We start from the raw sequence: 17,095 nt of genomic DNA on the forward strand, positions 1-17,095 counted from the left end.
AAAAAAAAAAAAAAAAAAAAAAAAAAAAAAAAAAAAAAAAAAAAAAAAAAAAAAAAAAAAAAAAAAAAAAAAAAAAAAAAAAAAAAAAAAAAAAAAAAAAAAAAAAAAAAAAAAAAAAAAAAAAAAAAAAAAAAAAAAAAAAAAAAAAAAAAAAAAAAAAAAAAAAAAAAAAAAAAAAAAAAAAAAAAAAAAAAAAAAAAAAAAAAAAAAAAAAAAAAAAAAAAAAAAAAAAAAAAAAAAAAAAAAAAAAAAAAAAAAAAAAAAAAAAAAAAAAAAAAAAAAAAAAAAAAAAAAAAAAAAAAAAAAAAAAAAAAAAAAAAAAAAAAAAAAAAAAAAAAAAAAAAAAAAAAAAAAAAAAAAAAAAAAAAAAAAAAAAAAAAAAAAAAAAAAAAAAAAAAAAAAAAAAAAAAAAAAAAAAAAAAAAAAAAAAAAAAAAAAAAAAAAAAAAAAAAAAAAAAAAAAAAAAAAAAAAAAAAAAAAAAAAAAAAAAAAAAAAAAAAAAAAAAAAAAAAAAAAAAAAAAAAAAAAAAAAAAAAAAAAAAAAAAAAAAAAAAAAAAAAAAAAAAAAAAAAAAAAAAAAAAAAAAAAAAAAAAAAAAAAAAAAAAAAAAAAAAAAAAAAAAAAAAAAAAAAAAAAAAAAAAAAAAAAAAAAAAAAAAAAAAAAAAAAAAAAAAAAAAAAAAAAAAAAAAAAAAAAAAAAAAAAAAAAAAAAAAAAAAAAAAAAAAAAAAAAAAAAAAAAAAAAAAAAAAAAAAAAAAAAAAAAAAAAAAAAAAAAAAAAAAAAAAAAAAAAAAAAAAAAAAAAAAAAAAAAAAAAAAAAAAAAAAAAAAAAAAAAAAAAAAAAAAAAAAAAAAAAAAAAAAAAAAAAAAAAAAAAAAAAAAAAAAAAAAAAAAAAAAAAAAAAAAAAAAAAAAAAAAAAAAAAAAAAAAAAAAAAAAAAAAAAAAAAAAAAAAAAAAAAAAAAAAAAAAAAAAAAAAAAAAAAAAAAAAAAAAAAAAAAAAAAAAAAAAAAAAAAAAAAAAAAAAAAAAAAAAAAAAAAAAAAAAAAAAAAAAAAAAAAAAAAAAAAAAAAAAAAAAAAAAAAAAAAAAAAAAAAAAAAAAAAAAAAAAAAAAAAAAAAAAAAAAAAAAAAAAAAAAAAAAAAAAAAAAAAAAAAAAAAAAAAAAAAAAAAAAAAAAAAAAAAAAAAAAAAAAAAAAAAAAAAAAAAAAAAAAAAAAAAAAAAAAAAAAAAAAAAAAAAAAAAAAAAAAAAAAAAAAAAAAAAAAAAAAAAAAAAAAAAAAAAAAAAAAAAAAAAAAAAAAAAAAAAAAAAAAAAAAAAAAAAAAAAAAAAAAAAAAAAAAAAAAAAAAAAAAAAAAAAAAAAAAAAAAAAAAAAAAAAAAAAAAAAAAAAAAAAAAAAAAAAAAAAAAAAAAAAAAAAAAAAAAAAAAAAAAAAAAAAAAAAAAAAAAAAAAAAAAAAAAAAAAAAAAAAAAAAAAAAAAAAAAAAAAAAAAAAAAAAAAAAAAAAAAAAAAAAAAAAAAAAAAAAAAAAAAAAAAAAAAAAAAAAAAAAAAAAAAAAAAAAAAAAAAAAAAAAAAAAAAAAAAAAAAAAAAAAAAAAAAAAAAAAAAAAAAAAAAAAAAAAAAAAAAAAAAAAAAAAAAAAAAAAAAAAAAAAAAAAAAAAAAAAAAAAAAAAAAAAAAAAAAAAAAAAAAAAAAAAAAAAAAAAAAAAAAAAAAAAAAAAAAAAAAAAAAAAAAAAAAAAAAAAAAAAAAAAAAAAAAAAAAAAAAAAAAAAAAAAAAAAAAAAAAAAAAAAAAAAAAAAAAAAAAAAAAAAAAAAAAAAAAAAAAAAAAAAAAAAAAAAAAAAAAAAAAAAAAAAAAAAAAAAAAAAAAAAAAAAAAAAAAAAAAAAAAAAAAAAAAAAAAAAAAAAAAAAAAAAAAAAAAAAAAAAAAAAAAAAAAAAAAAAAAAAAAAAAAAAAAAAAAAAAAAAAAAAAAAAAAAAAAAAAAAAAAAAAAAAAAAAAAAAAAAAAAAAAAAAAAAAAAAAAAAAAAAAAAAAAAAAAAAAAAAAAAAAAAAAAAAAAAAAAAAAAAAAAAAAAAAAAAAAAAAAAAAAAAAAAAAAAAAAAAAAAAAAAAAAAAAAAAAAAAAAAAAAAAAAAAAAAAAAAAAAAAAAAAAAAAAAAAAAAAAAAAAAAAAAAAAAAAAAAAAAAAAAAAAAAAAAAAAAAAAAAAAAAAAAAAAAAAAAAAAAAAAAAAAAAAAAAAAAAAAAAAAAAAAAAAAAAAAAAAAAAAAAAAAAAAAAAAAAAAAAAAAAAAAAAAAAAAAAAAAAAAAAAAAAAAAAAAAAAAAAAAAAAAAAAAAAAAAAAAAAAAAAAAAAAAAAAAAAAAAAAAAAAAAAAAAAAAAAAAAAAAAAAAAAAAAAAAAAAAAAAAAAAAAAAAAAAAAAAAAAAAAAAAAAAAAAAAAAAAAAAAAAAAAAAAAAAAAAAAAAAAAAAAAAAAAAAAAAAAAAAAAAAAAAAAAAAAAAAAAAAAAAAAAAAAAAAAAAAAAAAAAAAAAAAAAAAAAAAAAAAAAAAAAAAAAAAAAAAAAAAAAAAAAAAAAAAAAAAAAAAAAAAAAAAAAAAAAAAAAAAAAAAAAAAAAAAAAAAAAAAAAAAAAAAAAAAAAAAAAAAAAAAAAAAAAAAAAAAAAAAAAAAAAAAAAAAAAAAAAAAAAAAAAAAAAAAAAAAAAAAAAAAAAAAAAAAAAAAAAAAAAAAAAAAAAAAAAAAAAAAAAAAAAAAAAAAAAAAAAAAAAAAAAAAAAAAAAAAAAAAAAAAAAAAAAAAAAAAAAAAAAAAAAAAAAAAAAAAAAAAAAAAAAAAAAAAAAAAAAAAAAAAAAAAAAAAAAAAAAAAAAAAAAAAAAAAAAAAAAAAAAAAAAAAAAAAAAAAAAAAAAAAAATAAAAAAAAAAAAAAAAAAAAAAAAAAAAAAAAAAAAAAAAAAAAAAAAAAAAAAAAAAAAAAAAAAAAAAAAAAAAAAAAAAAAAAAAAAAAAAAAAAAAAAAAAAAAAAAAAAAAAAAAAAAAAAAAAAAAAAAAAAAAAAAAAAAAAAAAAAAAAAAAAAAAAAAAAAAAAAAAAAAAAAAAAAAAAAAAAAAAAAAAAAAAAAAAAAAAAAAAAAAAAAAAAAAAAAAAAAAAAAAAAAAAAAAAAAAAAAAAAAAAAAAAAAAAAAAAAAAAAAAAAAAAAAAAAAAAAAAAAAAAAAAAAAAAAAAAAAAAAAAAAAAAAAAAAAAAAAAAAAAAAAAAAAAAAAAAAAAAAAAAAAAAAAAAAAAAAAAAAAAAAAAAAAAAAAAAAAAAAAAAAAAAAAAAAAAAAAAAAAAAAAAAAAAAAAAAAAAAAAAAAAAAAAAAAAAAAAAAAAAAAAAAAAAAAAAAAAAAAAAAAAAAAAAAAAAAAAAAAAAAAAAAAAAAAAAAAAAAAAAAAAAAAAAAAAAAAAAAAAAAAAAAAAAAAAAAAAAAAAAAAAAAAAAAAAAAAAAAAAAAAAAAAAAAAAAAAAAAAAAAAAAAAAAAAAAAAAAAAAAAAAAAAAAAAAAAAAAAAAAAAAAAAAAAAAAAAAAAAAAAAAAAAAAAAAAAAAAAAAAAAAAAAAAAAAAAAAAAAAAAAAAAAAAAAAAAAAAAAAAAAAAAAAAAAAAAAAAAAAAAAAAAAAAAAAAAAAAAAAAAAAAAAAAAAAAAAAAAAAAAAAAAAAAAAAAAAAAAAAAAAAAAAAAAAAAAAAAAAAAAAAAAAAAAAAAAAAAAAAAAAAAAAAAAAAAAAAAAAAAAAAAAAAAAAAAAAAAAAAAAAAAAAAAAAAAAAAAAAAAAAAAAAAAAAAAAAAAAAAAAAAAAAAAAAAAAAAAAAAAAAAAAAAAAAAAAAAAAAAAAAAAAAAAAAAAAAAAAAAAAAAAAAAAAAAAAAAAAAAAAAAAAAAAAAAAAAAAAAAAAAAAAAAAAAAAAAAAAAAAAAAAAAAAAAAAAAAAAAAAAAAAAAAAAAAAAAAAAAAAAAAAAAAAAAAAAAAAAAAAAAAAAAAAAAAAAAAAAAAAAAAAAAAAAAAAAAAAAAAAAAAAAAAAAAAAAAAAAAAAAAAAAAAAAAAAAAAAAAAAAAAAAAAAAAAAAAAAAAAAAAAAAAAAAAAAAAAAAAAAAAAAAAAAAAAAAAAAAAAAAAAAAAAAAAAAAAAAAAAAAAAAAAAAAAAAAAAAAAAAAAAAAAAAAAAAAAAAAAAAAAAAAAAAAAAAAAAAAAAAAAAAAAAAAAAAAAAAAAAAAAAAAAAAAAAAAAAAAAAAAAAAAAAAAAAAAAAAAAAAAAAAAAAAAAAAAAAAAAAAAAAAAAAAAAAAAAAAAAAAAAAAAAAAAAAAAAAAAAAAAAAAAAAAAAAAAAAAAAAAAAAAAAAAAAAAAAAAAAAAAAAAAAAAAAAAAAAAAAAAAAAAAAAAAAAAAAAAAAAAAAAAAAAAAAAAAAAAAAAAAAAAAAAAAAAAAAAAAAAAAAAAAAAAAAAAAAAAAAAAAAAAAAAAAAAAAAAAAAAAAAAAAAAAAAAAAAAAAAAAAAAAAAAAAAAAAAAAAAAAAAAAAAAAAAAAAAAAAAAAAAAAAAAAAAAAAAAAAAAAAAAAAAAAAAAAAAAAAAAAAAAAAAAAAAAAAAAAAAAAAAAAAAAAAAAAAAAAAAAAAAAAAAAAAAAAAAAAAAAAAAAAAAAAAAAAAAAAAAAAAAAAAAAAAAAAAAAAAAAAAAAAAAAAAAAAAAAAAAAAAAAAAAAAAAAAAAAAAAAAAAAAAAAAAAAAAAAAAAAAAAAAAAAAAAAAAAAAAAAAAAAAAAAAAAAAAAAAAAAAAAAAAAAAAAAAAAAAAAAAAAAAAAAAAAAAAAAAAAAAAAAAAAAAAAAAAAAAAAAAAAAAAAAAAAAAAAAAAAAAAAAAAAAAAAAAAAAAAAAAAAAAAAAAAAAAAAAAAAAAAAAAAAAAAAAAAAAAAAAAAAAAAAAAAAAAAAAAAAAAAAAAAAAAAAAAAAAAAAAAAAAAAAAAAAAAAAAAAAAAAAAAAAAAAAAAAAAAAAAAAAAAAAAAAAAAAAAAAAAAAAAAAAAAAAAAAAAAAAAAAAAAAAAAAAAAAAAAAAAAAAAAAAAAAAAAAAAAAAAAAAAAAAAAAAAAAAAAAAAAAAAAAAAAAAAAAAAAAAAAAAAAAAAAAAAAAAAAAAAAAAAAAAAAAAAAAAAAAAAAAAAAAAAAAAAAAAAAAAAAAAAAAAAAAAAAAAAAAAAAAAAAAAAAAAAAAAAAAAAAAAAAAAAAAAAAAAAAAAAAAAAAAAAAAAAAAAAAAAAAAAAAAAAAAAAAAAAAAAAAAAAAAAAAAAAAAAAAAAAAAAAAAAAAAAAAAAAAAAAAAAAAAAAAAAAAAAAAAAAAAAAAAAAAAAAAAAAAAAAAAAAAAAAAAAAAAAAAAAAAAAAAAAAAAAAAAAAAAAAAAAAAAAAAAAAAAAAAAAAAAAAAAAAAAAAAAAAAAAAAAAAAAAAAAAAAAAAAAAAAAAAAAAAAAAAAAAAAAAAAAAAAAAAAAAAAAAAAAAAAAAAAAAAAAAAAAAAAAAAAAAAAAAAAAAAAAAAAAAAAAAAAAAAAAAAAAAAAAAAAAAAAAAAAAAAAAAAAAAAAAAAAAAAAAAAAAAAAAAAAAAAAAAAAAAAAAAAAAAAAAAAAAAAAAAAAAAAAAAAAAAAAAAAAAAAAAAAAAAAAAAAAAAAAAAAAAAAAAAAAAAAAAAAAAAAAAAAAAAAAAAAAAAAAAAAAAAAAAAAAAAAAAAAAAAAAAAAAAAAAAAAAAAAAAAAAAAAAAAAAAAAAAAAAAAAAAAAAAAAAAAAAAAAAAAAAAAAAAAAAAAAAAAAAAAAAAAAAAAAAAAAAAAAAAAAAAAAAAAAAAAAAAAAAAAAAAAAAAAAAAAAAAAAAAAAAAAAAAAAAAAAAAAAAAAAAAAAAAAAAAAAAAAAAAAAAAAAAAAAAAAAAAAAAAAAAAAAAAAAAAAAAAAAAAAAAAAAAAAAAAAAAAAAAAAAAAAAAAAAAAAAAAAAAAAAAAAAAAAAAAAAAAAAAAAAAAAAAAAAAAAAAAAAAAAAAAAAAAAAAAAAAAAAAAAAAAAAAAAAAAAAAAAAAAAAAAAAAAAAAAAAAAAAAAAAAAAAAAAAAAAAAAAAAAAAAAAAAAAAAAAAAAAAAAAAAAAAAAAAAAAAAAAAAAAAAAAAAAAAAAAAAAAAAAAAAAAAAAAAAAAAAAAAAAAAAAAAAAAAAAAAAAAAAAAAAAAAAAAAAAAAAAAAAAAAAAAAAAAAAAAAAAAAAAAAAAAAAAAAAAAAAAAAAAAAAAAAAAAAAAAAAAAAAAAAAAAAAAAAAAAAAAAAAAAAAAAAAAAAAAAAAAAAAAAAAAAAAAAAAAAAAAAAAAAAAAAAAAAAAAAAAAAAAAAAAAAAAAAAAAAAAAAAAAAAAAAAAAAAAAAAAAAAAAAAAAAAAAAAAAAAAAAAAAAAAAAAAAAAAAAAAAAAAAAAAAAAAAAAAAAAAAAAAAAAAAAAAAAAAAAAAAAAAAAAAAAAAAAAAAAAAAAAAAAAAAAAAAAAAAAAAAAAAAAAAAAAAAAAAAAAAAAAAAAAAAAAAAAAAAAAAAAAAAAAAAAAAAAAAAAAAAAAAAAAAAAAAAAAAAAAAAAAAAAAAAAAAAAAAAAAAAAAAAAAAAAAAAAAAAAAAAAAAAAAAAAAAAAAAAAAAAAAAAAAAAAAAAAAAAAAAAAAAAAAAAAAAAAAAAAAAAAAAAAAAAAAAAAAAAAAAAAAAAAAAAAAAAAAAAAAAAAAAAAAAAAAAAAAAAAAAAAAAAAAAAAAAAAAAAAAAAAAAAAAAAAAAAAAAAAAAAAAAAAAAAAAAAAAAAAAAAAAAAAAAAAAAAAAAAAAAAAAAAAAAAAAAAAAAAAAAAAAAAAAAAAAAAAAAAAAAAAAAAAAAAAAAAAAAAAAAAAAAAAAAAAAAAAAAAAAAAAAAAAAAAAAAAAAAAAAAAAAAAAAAAAAAAAAAAAAAAAAAAAAAAAAAAAAAAAAAAAAAAAAAAAAAAAAAAAAAAAAAAAAAAAAAAAAAAAAAAAAAAAAAAAAAAAAAAAAAAAAAAAAAAAAAAAAAAAAAAAAAAAAAAAAAAAAAAAAAAAAAAAAAAAAAAAAAAAAAAAAAAAAAAAAAAAAAAAAAAAAAAAAAAAAAAAAAAAAAAAAAAAAAAAAAAAAAAAAAAAAAAAAAAAAAAAAAAAAAAAAAAAAAAAAAAAAAAAAAAAAAAAAAAAAAAAAAAAAAAAAAAAAAAAAAAAAAAAAAAAAAAAAAAAAAAAAAAAAAAAAAAAAAAAAAAAAAAAAAAAAAAAAATAAAAAAAAAAAAAAAAAAAAAAAAAAAAAAAAAAAAAAAAAAAAAAAAAAAAAAAAAAAAAAAAAAAAAAAAAAAAAAAAAAAAAAAAAAAAAAAAAAAAAAAAAAAAAAAAAAAAAAAAAAAAAAAAAAAAAAAAAAAAAAAAAAAAAAAAAAAAAAAAAAAAAAAAAAAAAAAAAAAAAAAAAAAAAAAAAAAAAAAAAAAAAAAAAAAAAAAAAAAAAAAAAAAAAAAAAAAAAAAAAAAAAAAAAAAAAAAAAAAAAAAAAAAAAAAAAAAAAAAAAAAAAAAAAAAAAAAAAAAAAAAAAAAAAAAAAAAAAAAAAAAAAAAAAAAAAAAAAAAAAAAAAAAAAAAAAAAAAAAAAAAAAAAAAAAAAAAAAAAAAAAAAAAAAAAAAAAAAAAAAAAAAAAAAAAAAAAAAAAAAAAAAAAAAAAAAAAAAAAAAAAAAAAAAAAAAAAAAAAAAAAAAAAAAAAAAAAAAAAAAAAAAAAAAAAAAAAAAAAAAAAAAAAAAAAAAAAAAAAAAAAAAAAAAAAAAAAAAAAAAAAAAAAAAAAAAAAAAAAAAAAAAAAAAAAAAAAAAAAAAAAAAAAAAAAAAAAAAAAAAAAAAAAAAAAAAAAAAAAAAAAAAAAAAAAAAAAAAAAAAAAAAAAAAAAAAAAAAAAAAAAAAAAAAAAAAAAAAAAAAAAAAAAAAAATAAAAAAAAAAAAAAAAAAAAAAAAAAAAAAAAAAAAAAAAAAAAAAAAAAAAAAAAAAAAAAAAAAAAAAAAAAAAAAAAAAAAAAAAAAAAAAAAAAAAAAAAAAAAAAAAAAAAAAAAAAAAAAAAAAAAAAAAAAAAAAAAAAAAAAAAAAAAAAAAAAAAAAAAAAAAAAAAAAAAAAAAAAAAAAAAAAAAAAAAAAAAAAAAAAAAAAAAAAAAAAAAAAAAAAAAAAAAAAAAAAAAAAAAAAAAAAAAAAAAAAAAAAAAAAAAAAAAAAAAAAAAAAAAAAAAAAAAAAAAAAAAAAAAAAAAAAAAAAAAAAAAAAAAAAAAAAAAAAAAAAAAAAAAAAAAAAAAAAAAAAAAAAAAAAAAAAAAAAAAAAAAAAAAAAAAAAAAAAAAAAAAAAAAAAAAAAAAAAAAAAAAAAAAAAAAAAAAAAAAAAAAAAAAAAAAAAAAAAAAAAAAAAAAAAAAAAAAAAAAAAAAAAAAAAAAAAAAAAAAAAAAAAAAAAAAAAAAAAAAAAAAAAAAAAAAAAAAAAAAAAAAAAAAAAAAAAAAAAAAAAAAAAAAAAAAAAAAAAAAAAAAAAAAAAAAAAAAAAAAAAAAAAAAAAAAAAAAAAAAAAAAAAAAAAAAAAAAAAAAAAAAAAAAAAAAAAAAAAAAAAAAAAAAAAAAAAAAAAAAAAAAAAAAAAAAAAAAAAAAAAAAAAAAAAAAAAAAAAAAAAAAAAAAAAAAAAAAAAAAAAAAAAAAAAAAAAAAAAAAAAAAAAAAAAAAAAAAAAAAAAAAAAAAAAAAAAAAAAAAAAAAAAAAAAAAAAAAAAAAAAAAAAAAAAAAAAAAAAAAAAAAAAAAAAAAAAAAAAAAAAAAAAAAAAAAAAAAAAAAAAAAAAAAAAAAAAAAAAAAAAAAAAAAAAAAAAAAAAAAAAAAAAAAAAAAAAAAAAAAAAAAAAAAAAAAAAAAAAAAAAAAAAAAAAAAAAAAAAAAAAAAAAAAAAAAAAAAAAAAAAAAAAAAAAAAAAAAAAAAAAAAAAAAAAAAAAAAAAAAAAAAAAAAAAAAAAAAAAAAAAAAAAAAAAAAAAAAAAAAAAAAAAAAAAAAAAAAAAAAAAAAAAAAAAAAAAAAAAAAAAAAAAAAAAAAAAAAAAAAAAAAAAAAAAAAAAAAAAAAAAAAAAAAAAAAAAAAAAAAAAAAAAAAAAAAAAAAAAAAAAAAAAAAAAAAAAAAAAAAAAAAAAAAAAAAAAAAAAAAAAAAAAAAAAAAAAAAAAAAAAAAAAAAAAAAAAAAAAAAAAAAAAAAAAAAAAAAAAAAAAAAAAAAAAAAAAAAAAAAAAAAAAAAAAAAAAAAAAAAAAAAAAAAAAAAAAAAAAAAAAAAAAAAAAAAAAAAAAAAAAAAAAAAAAAAAAAAAAAAAAAAAAAAAAAAAAAAAAAAAAAAAAAAAAAAAAAAAAAAAAAAAAAAAAAAAAAAAAAAAAAAAAAAAAAAAAAAAAAAAAAAAAAAAAAAAAAAAAAAAAAAAAAAAAAAAAAAAAAAAAAAAAAAAAAAAAAAAAAAAAAAAAAAAAAAAAAAAAAAAAAAAAAAAAAAAAAAAAAAAAAAAAAAAAAAAAAAAAAAAAAAAAAAAAAAAAAAAAAAAAAAAAAAAAAAAAAAAAAAAAAAAAAAAAAAAAAAAAAAAAAAAAAAAAAAAAAAAAAAAAAAAAAAAAAAAAAAAAAAAAAAAAAAAAAAAAAAAAAAAAAAAAAAAAAAAAAAAAAAAAAAAAAAAAAAAAAAAAAAAAAAAAAAAAAAAAAAAAAAAAAAAAAAAAAAAAAAAAAAAAAAAAAAAAAAAAAAAAAAAAAAAAAAAAAAAAAAAAAAAAAAAAAAAAAAAAAAAAAAAAAAAAAAAAAAAAAAAAAAAAAAAAAAAAAAAAAAAAAAAAAAAAAAAAAAAAAAAAAAAAAAAAAAAAAAAAAAAAAAAAAAAAAAAAAAAAAAAAAAAAAAAAAAAAAAAAAAAAAAAAAAAAAAAAAAAAAAAAAAAAAAAAAAAAAAAAAAAAAAAAAAAAAAAAAAAAAAAAAAAAAAAAAAAAAAAAAAAAAAAAAAAAAAAAAAAAAAAAAAAAAAAAAAAAAAAAAAAAAAAAAAAAAAAAAAAAAAAAAAAAAAAAAAAAAAAAAAAAAAAAAAAAAAAAAAAAAAAAAAAAAAAAAAAAAAAAAAAAAAAAAAAAAAAAAAAAAAAAAAAAAAAAAAAAAAAAAAAAAAAAAAAAAAAAAAAAAAAAAAAAAAAAAAAAAAAAAAAAAAAAAAAAAAAAAAAAAAAAAAAAAAAAAAAAAAAAAAAAAAAAAAAAAAAAAAAAAAAAAAAAAAAAAAAAAAAAAAAAAAAAAAAAAAAAAAAAAAAAAAAAAAAAAAAAAAAAAAAAAAAAAAAAAAAAAAAAAAAAAAAAAAAAAAAAAAAAAAAAAAAAAAAAAAAAAAAAAAAAAAAAAAAAAAAAAAAAAAAAAATAAAAAAAAAAAAAAAAAAAAAAAAAAAAAAAAAAAAAAAAAAAAAAAAAAAAAAAAAAAAAAAAAAAAAAAAAAAAAAAAAAAAAAAAAAAAAAAAAAAAAAAAAAAAAAAAAAAAAAAAAAAAAAAAAAAAAAAAAAAAAAAAAAAAAAAAAAAAAAAAAAAAAAAAAAAAAAAAAAAAAAAAAAAAAAAAAAAAAAAAAAAAAAAAAAAAAAAAAAAAAAAAAAAAAAAAAAAAAAAAAAAAAAAAAAAAAAAAAAAAAAAAAAAAAAAAAAAAAAAAAAAAAAAAAAAAAAAAAAAAAAAAAAAAAAAAAAAAAAAAAAAAAAAAAAAAAAAAAAAAAAAAAAAAAAAAAAAAAAAAAAAAAAAAAAAAAAAAAAAAAAAAAAAAAAAAAAAAAAAAAAAAAAAAAAAAAAAAAAAAAAAAAAAAAAAAAAAAAAAAAAAAAAAAAAAAAAAAAAAAAAAAAAAAAAAAAAAAAAAAAAAAAAAAAAAAAAAAAAAAAAAAAAAAAAAAAAAAAAAAAAAAAAAAAAAAAAAAAAAAAAAAAAAAAAAAAAAAAAAAAAAAAAAAAAAAAAAAAAAAAAAAAAAAAAAAAAAAAAAAAAAAAAAAAAAAAAAAAAAAAAAAAAAAAAAAAAAAAAAAAAAAAAAAAAAAAAAAAAAAAAAAAAAAAAAAAAAAAAAAAAAAAAAAAAAAAAAAAAAAAAAAAAAAAAAAAAAAAAAAAAAAAAAAAAAAAAAAAAAAAAAAAAAAAAAAAAAAAAAAAAAAAAAAAAAAAAAAAAAAAAAAAAAAAAAAAAAAAAAAAAAAAAAAAAAAAAAAAAAAAAAAAAAAAAAAAAAAAAAAAAAAAAAAAAAAAAAAAAAAAAAAAAAAAAAAAAAAAAAAAAAAAAAAAAAAAAAAAAAAAAAAAAAAAAAAAAAAAAAAAAAAAAAAAAAAAAAAAAAAAAAAAAAAAAAAAAAAAAAAAAAAAAAAAAAAAAAAAAAAAAAAAAAAAAAAAAAAAAAAAAAAAAAAAAAAAAAAAAAAAAAAAAAAAAAAAAAAAAAAAAAAAAAAAAAAAAAAAAAAAAAAAAAAAAAAAAAAAAAAAAAAAAAAAAAAAAAAAAAAAAAAAAAAAAAAAAAAAAAAAAAAAAAAAAAAAAAAAAAAAAAAAAAAAAAAAAAAAAAAAAAAAAAAAAAAAAAAAAAAAAAAAAAAAAAAAAAAAAAAAAAAAAAAAAAAAAAAAAAAAAAAAAAAAAAAAAAAAAAAAAAAAAAAAAAAAAAAAAAAAAAAAAAAAAAAAAAAAAAAAAAAAAAAAAAAAAAAAAAAAAAAAAAAAAAAAAAAAAAAAAAAAAAAAAAAAAAAAAAAAAAAAAAAAAAAAAAAAAAAAAAAAAAAAAAAAAAAAAAAAAAAAAAAAAAAAAAAAAAAAAAAAAAAAAAAAAAAAAAAAAAAAAAAAAAAAAAAAAAAAAAAAAAAAAAAAAAAAAAAAAAAAAAAAAAAAAAAAAAAAAAAAAAAAAAAAAAAAAAAAAAAAAAAAAAAAAAAAAAAAAAAAAAAAAAAAAAAAAAAAAAAAAAAAAAAAAAAAAAAAAAAAAAAAAAAAAAAAAAAAAAAAAAAAAAAAAAAAAAAAAAAAAAAAAAAAAAAAAAAAAAAAAAAAAAAAAAAAAAAAAAAAAAAAAAAAAAAAAAAAAAAAAAAAAAAAAAAAAAAAAAAAAAAAAAAAAAAAAAAAAAAAAAAAAAAAAAAAAAAAAAAAAAAAAAAAAAAAAAAAAAAAAAAAAAAAAAAAAAAAAAAAAAAAAAAAAAAAAAAAAAAAAAAAAAAAAAAAAAAAAAAAAAAAAAAAAAAAAAAAAAAAAAAAAAAAAAAAAAAAAAAAAAAAAAAAAAAAAAAAAAAAAAAAAAAAAAAAAAAAAAAAAAAAAAAAAAAAAAAAAAAAAAAAAAAAAAAAAAAAAAAAAAAAAAAAAAAAAAAAAAAAAAAAAAAAAAAAAAAAAAAAAAAAAAAAAAAAAAAAAAAAAAAAAAAAAAAAAAAAAAAAAAAAAAAAAAAAAAAAAAAAAAAAAAAAAAAAAAAAAAAAAAAAAAAAAAAAAAAAAAAAAAAAAAAAAAAAAAAAAAAAAAAAAAAAAAAAAAAAAAAAAAAAAAAAAAAAAAAAAAAAAAAAAAAAAAAAAAAAAAAAAAAAAAAAAAAAAAAAAAAAAAAAAAAAAAAAAAAAAAAAAAAAAAAAAAAAAAAAAAAAAAAAAAAAAAAAAAAAAAAAAAAAAAAAAAAAAAAAAAAAAAAAAAAAAAAAAAAAAAAAAAAAAAAAAAAAAAAAAAAAAAAAAAAAAAAAAAAAAAAAAAAAAAAAAAAAAAAAAAAAAAAAAAAAAAAAAAAAAAAAAAAAAAAAAAAAAAAAAAAAAAAAAAAAAAAAAAAAAAAAAAAAAAAAAAAAAAAAAAAAAAAAAAAAAAAAAAAAAAAAAAAAAAAAAAAAAAAAAAAAAAAAAAAAAAAAAAAAAAAAAAAAAAAAAAAAAAAAAAAAAAAAAAAAAAAAAAAAAAAAAAAAAAAAAAAAAAAAAAAAAAAAAAAAAAAAAAAAAAAAAAAAAAAAAAAAAAAAAAAAAAAAAAAAAAAAAAAAAAAAAAAAAAAAAAAAAAAAAAAAAAAAAAAAAAAAAAAAAAAAAAAAAAAAAAAAAAAAAAAAAAAAAAAAAAAAAAAAAAAAAAAAAAAAAAAAAAAAAAAAAAAAAAAAAAAAAAAAAAAAAAAAAAAAAAAAAAAAAAAAAAAAAAAAAAAAAAAAAAAAAAAAAAAAAAAAAAAAAAAAAAAAAAAAAAAAAAAAAAAAAAAAAAAAAAAAAAAAAAAAAAAAAAAAAAAAAAAAAAAAAAAAAAAAAAAAAAAAAAAAAAAAAAAAAAAAAAAAAAAAAAAAAAAAAAAAAAAAAAAAAAAAAAAAAAAAAAAAAAAAAAAAAAAAAAAAAAAAAAAAAAAAAAAAAAAAAAAAAAAAAAAAAAAAAAAAAAAAAAAAAAAAAAAAAAAAAAAAAAAAAAAAAAAAAAAAAAAAAAAAAAAAAAAAAAAAAAAAAAAAAAAAAAAAAAAAAAAAAAAAAAAAAAAAAAAAAAAAAAAAAAAAAAAAAAAAAAAAAAAAAAAAAAAAAAAAAAAAAAAAAAAAAAAAAAAAAAAAAAAAAAAAAAAAAAAAAAAAAAAAAAAAAAAAAAAAAAAAAAAAAAAAAAAAAAAAAAAAAAAAAAAAAAAAAAAAAAAAAAAAAAAAAAAAAAAAAAAAAAAAAAAAAAAAAAAAAAAAAAAAAAAAAAAAAAAAAAAAAAAAAAAAAAAAAAAAAAAAAAAAAAAAAAAAAAAAAAAAAAAAAAAAAAAAAAAAAAAAAAAAAAAAAAAAAAAAAAAAAAAAAAAAAAAAAAAAAAAAAAAAAAAAAAAAAAAAAAAAAAAAAAAAAAAAAAAAAAAAAAAAAAAAAAAAAAAAAAAAAAAAAAAAAAAAAAAAAAAAAAAAAAAAAAAAAAAAAAAAAAAAAAAAAAAAAAAAAAAAAAAAAAAAAAAAAAAAAAAAAAAAAAAAAAAAAAAAAAAAAAAAAAAAAAAAAAAAAAAAAAAAAAAAAAAAAAAAAAAAAAAAAAAAAAATAAAAAAAAAAAAAAAAAAAAAAAAAAAAAAAAAAAAAAAAAAAAAAAAAAAAAAAAAAAAAAAAAAAAAAAAAAAAAAAAAAAAAAAAAAAAAAAAAAAAAAAAAAAAAAAAAAAAAAAAAAAAAAAAAAAAAAAAAAAAAAAAAAAAAAAAAAAAAAAAAAAAAAAAAAAAAAAAAAAAAAAAAAAAAAAAAAAAAAAAAAAAAAAAAAAAAAAAAAAAAAAAAAAAAAAAAAAAAAAAAAAAAAAAAAAAAAAAAAAAAAAAAAAAAAAAAAAAAAAAAAAAAAAAAAAAAAAAAAAAAAAAAAAAAAAAAAAAAAAAAAAAAAAAAAAAAAAAAAAAAAAAAAAAAAAAAAAAAAAAAAAAAAAAAAAAAAAAAAAAAAAAAAAAAAAAAAAAAAAAAAAAAAAAAAAAAAAAAAAAAAAAAAAAAAAAAAAAAAAAAAAAAAAAAAAAAAAAAAAAAAAAAAAAAAAAAAAAAAAAAAAAAAAAAAAAAAAAAAAAAAAAAAAAAAAAAAAAAAAAAAAAAAAAAAAAAAAAAAAAAAAAAAAAAAAAAAAAAAAAAAAAAAAAAAAAAAAAAAAAAAAAAAAAAAAAAAAAAAAAAAAAAAAAAAAAAAAAAAAAAAAAAAAAAAAAAAAAAAAAAAAAAAAAAAAAAAAAAAAAAAAAAAAAAAAAAAAAAAAAAAAAAAAAAAAAAAAAAAAAAAAAAAAAAAAAAAAAAAAAAAAAAAAAAAAAAAAAAAAAAAAAAAAAAAAAAAAAAAAAAAAAAAAAAAAAAAAAAAAAAAAAAAAAAAAAAAAAAAAAAAAAAAAAAAAAAAAAAAAAAAAAAAAAAAAAAAAAAAAAAAAAAAAAAAAAAAAAAAAAAAAAAAAAAAAAAAAAAAAAAAAAAAAAAAAAAAAAAAAAAAAAAAAAAAAAAAAAAAAAAAAAAAAAAAAAAAAAAAAAAAAAAAAAAAAAATAAAAAAAAAAAAAAAAAAAAAAAAAAAAAAAAAAAAAAAAAAAAAAAAAAAAAAAACAAAAAAAAAAAAAAAAAAAAAAAAAAAAAAAAAAAAAAAAAAAAAAAAAAAAAAAAAAAAAAAAAAAAAAAAAAAAAAAAAAAAAAAAAAAAAAAAAAAAAAAAAAAAAAAAAAAAAAAAAAAAAAAAAAAAAAAAAAAAAAAAAAAAAAAAAAAAAAAAAAAAAAAAAAAAAAAAAAAAAAAAAAAAAAAAAAAAAAAAAAAAAAAAAAAAAAAAAAAAAAAAAAAAAAAAAAAAAAAAAAAAAAAAAAAAAAAAAAAAAAAAAAAAAAAAAAAAAAAAAAAAAAAAAAAAAAAAAAAAAAAAAAAAAAAAAAAAAAAAAAAAAAAAAAAAAAAAAAAAAAAAAAAAAAAAAAAAAAAAAAAAAAAAAAAAAAAAAAAAAAAAAAAAAAAAAAAAAAAAAAAAAAAAAAAAAAAAAAAAAAAAAAAAAAAAAAAAAAAAAAAAAAAAAAAAAAAAAAAAAAAAAAAAAAAAAAAAAAAAAAAAAAAAAAAAAAAAAAAAAAAAAAAAAAAAAAAAAAAAAAAAAAAAAACAAAAAAAAAAAAAAAAAAAAAAAAAAAAAAAAAAAAAAAAAAAAAAAAAAAAAAAAAAAAAAAAAAAAAAAAAAAAAAAAAAAAAAAAAAAAAAAAAAAAAAAAAAAAAAAAAAAAAAAAAAAAAAAAAAAAAAAAAAAAAAAAAAAAAAAAAAAAAAAAAAAAAAAAAAAAAAAAAAAAAAAAAAAAAAAAAAAAAAAAAAAAAAAAAAAAAAAAAAAAAAAAAAAAAAAAAAAAAAAAAAAAAAAAAAAAAAAAAAAAAAAAAAAAAAAAAAAAAAAAAAAAAAAAAAAAAAAAAAAAAAAAAAAAAAAAAAAAAAAAAAAAAAAAAAAAAAAAAAAAAAAAAAAAAAAAAAAAAAAAAAAAAAAAAAAAAAAAAAAAAAAAAAAACAAAAAAAAAAAAAAAAAAAAAAAAAAAAAAAAAAAAAAAAAAAAAAAAAAAAAAAAAAAAAAAAAAAAAAAAAAAAAAAAAAAAAAAAAAAAAAAAAAAAAAAAAAAAAAAAAAAAAAAAAAAAAAAAAAAAAAAAAAAAAAAAAAAAAAAAAAAAAAAAAAAAAAAAAAAAAAAAAAAAAAAAAAAAAAAAAAAAAAAAAAAAAAAAAAAAAAAAAAAAAAAAAAAAAAAAAAAAAAAAAAAAAAAAACAAAAAAAAAAAAAAAAAAAAAAAAAAAAAAAAAAAAAAAAAAAAAAAAAAAAAAAAAAAAAAAAAAAAAAAAAAAAAAAAAAAAAAAAAAAAAAAAAAAAAAAAAAAAAAAAAAAAAAAAAAAAAAAAAAAAAAAAAAAAAAAAAAAAAAAAAAAAAAAAAAAAAAAAAAAAAAAAAAAAAAAAAAAAAAAAAAAAAAAAAAAAAAAAAAAAAAAAAAAAAAAAAAAAAAAAAAAAAAAAAAAAAAAAAAAAAAAAAAAAAAAAAAAAAAAAAAAAAAAAAAAAAAAAAAAAAAAAAAAAAAAAAAAAAAAAAAAAAAAAAAAAAAAAAAAAAAAAAAAAAAAAAAAAAAAAAAAAAAAAAAAAAAAAAAAAAAAAAAAAAAAAAAAAAAAAAAAAAAAAAAAAAAAAAAAAAAAAAAAAAAAAAAAAAAAAAAAAAAAAAAAAAAAAAAAAAAAAAAAAAAAAAAAAAAAAAAAAAAAAAAAAAAAAAAAAAAAAAAAAAAAAAAAAAAAAAAAAAAAAAAAAAAAAAAAAAAAAAAAAAAAAAAAAAAAAAAAAAAAAAAAAAAAAAAAAAAAAAAAAAAAAAAAAAAAAAAAAAAAAAAAAAAAAAAAAAAAAAAAAAAAAAAAAAAAAAAAAAAAAAAAAAAAAAAAAAAAAAAAAAAAAAAAAAAAAAAAAAAAAAAAAAAAAAAAAAAAAAAAAAAAAAAAAAAAAAAAAAAAAAAAAAAAAAAAAAAAAAAAAAAAAAAAAAAAAAAAAAAAAAAAAAAAAAAAAAAAAAAAAAAAAAAAAAAAAAAAAAAAAAAAAAAAAAAAAAAAAAAAAAAAAAAAAAAAAAAAAAAAAAAAAAAAAAAAAAAAA

The organism is Arthrobacter methylotrophus, from assembly GCF_039539965.1.
Taxonomy (GTDB): Bacteria; Actinomycetota; Actinomycetes; order Actinomycetales; family Micrococcaceae; genus Arthrobacter; species Arthrobacter methylotrophus.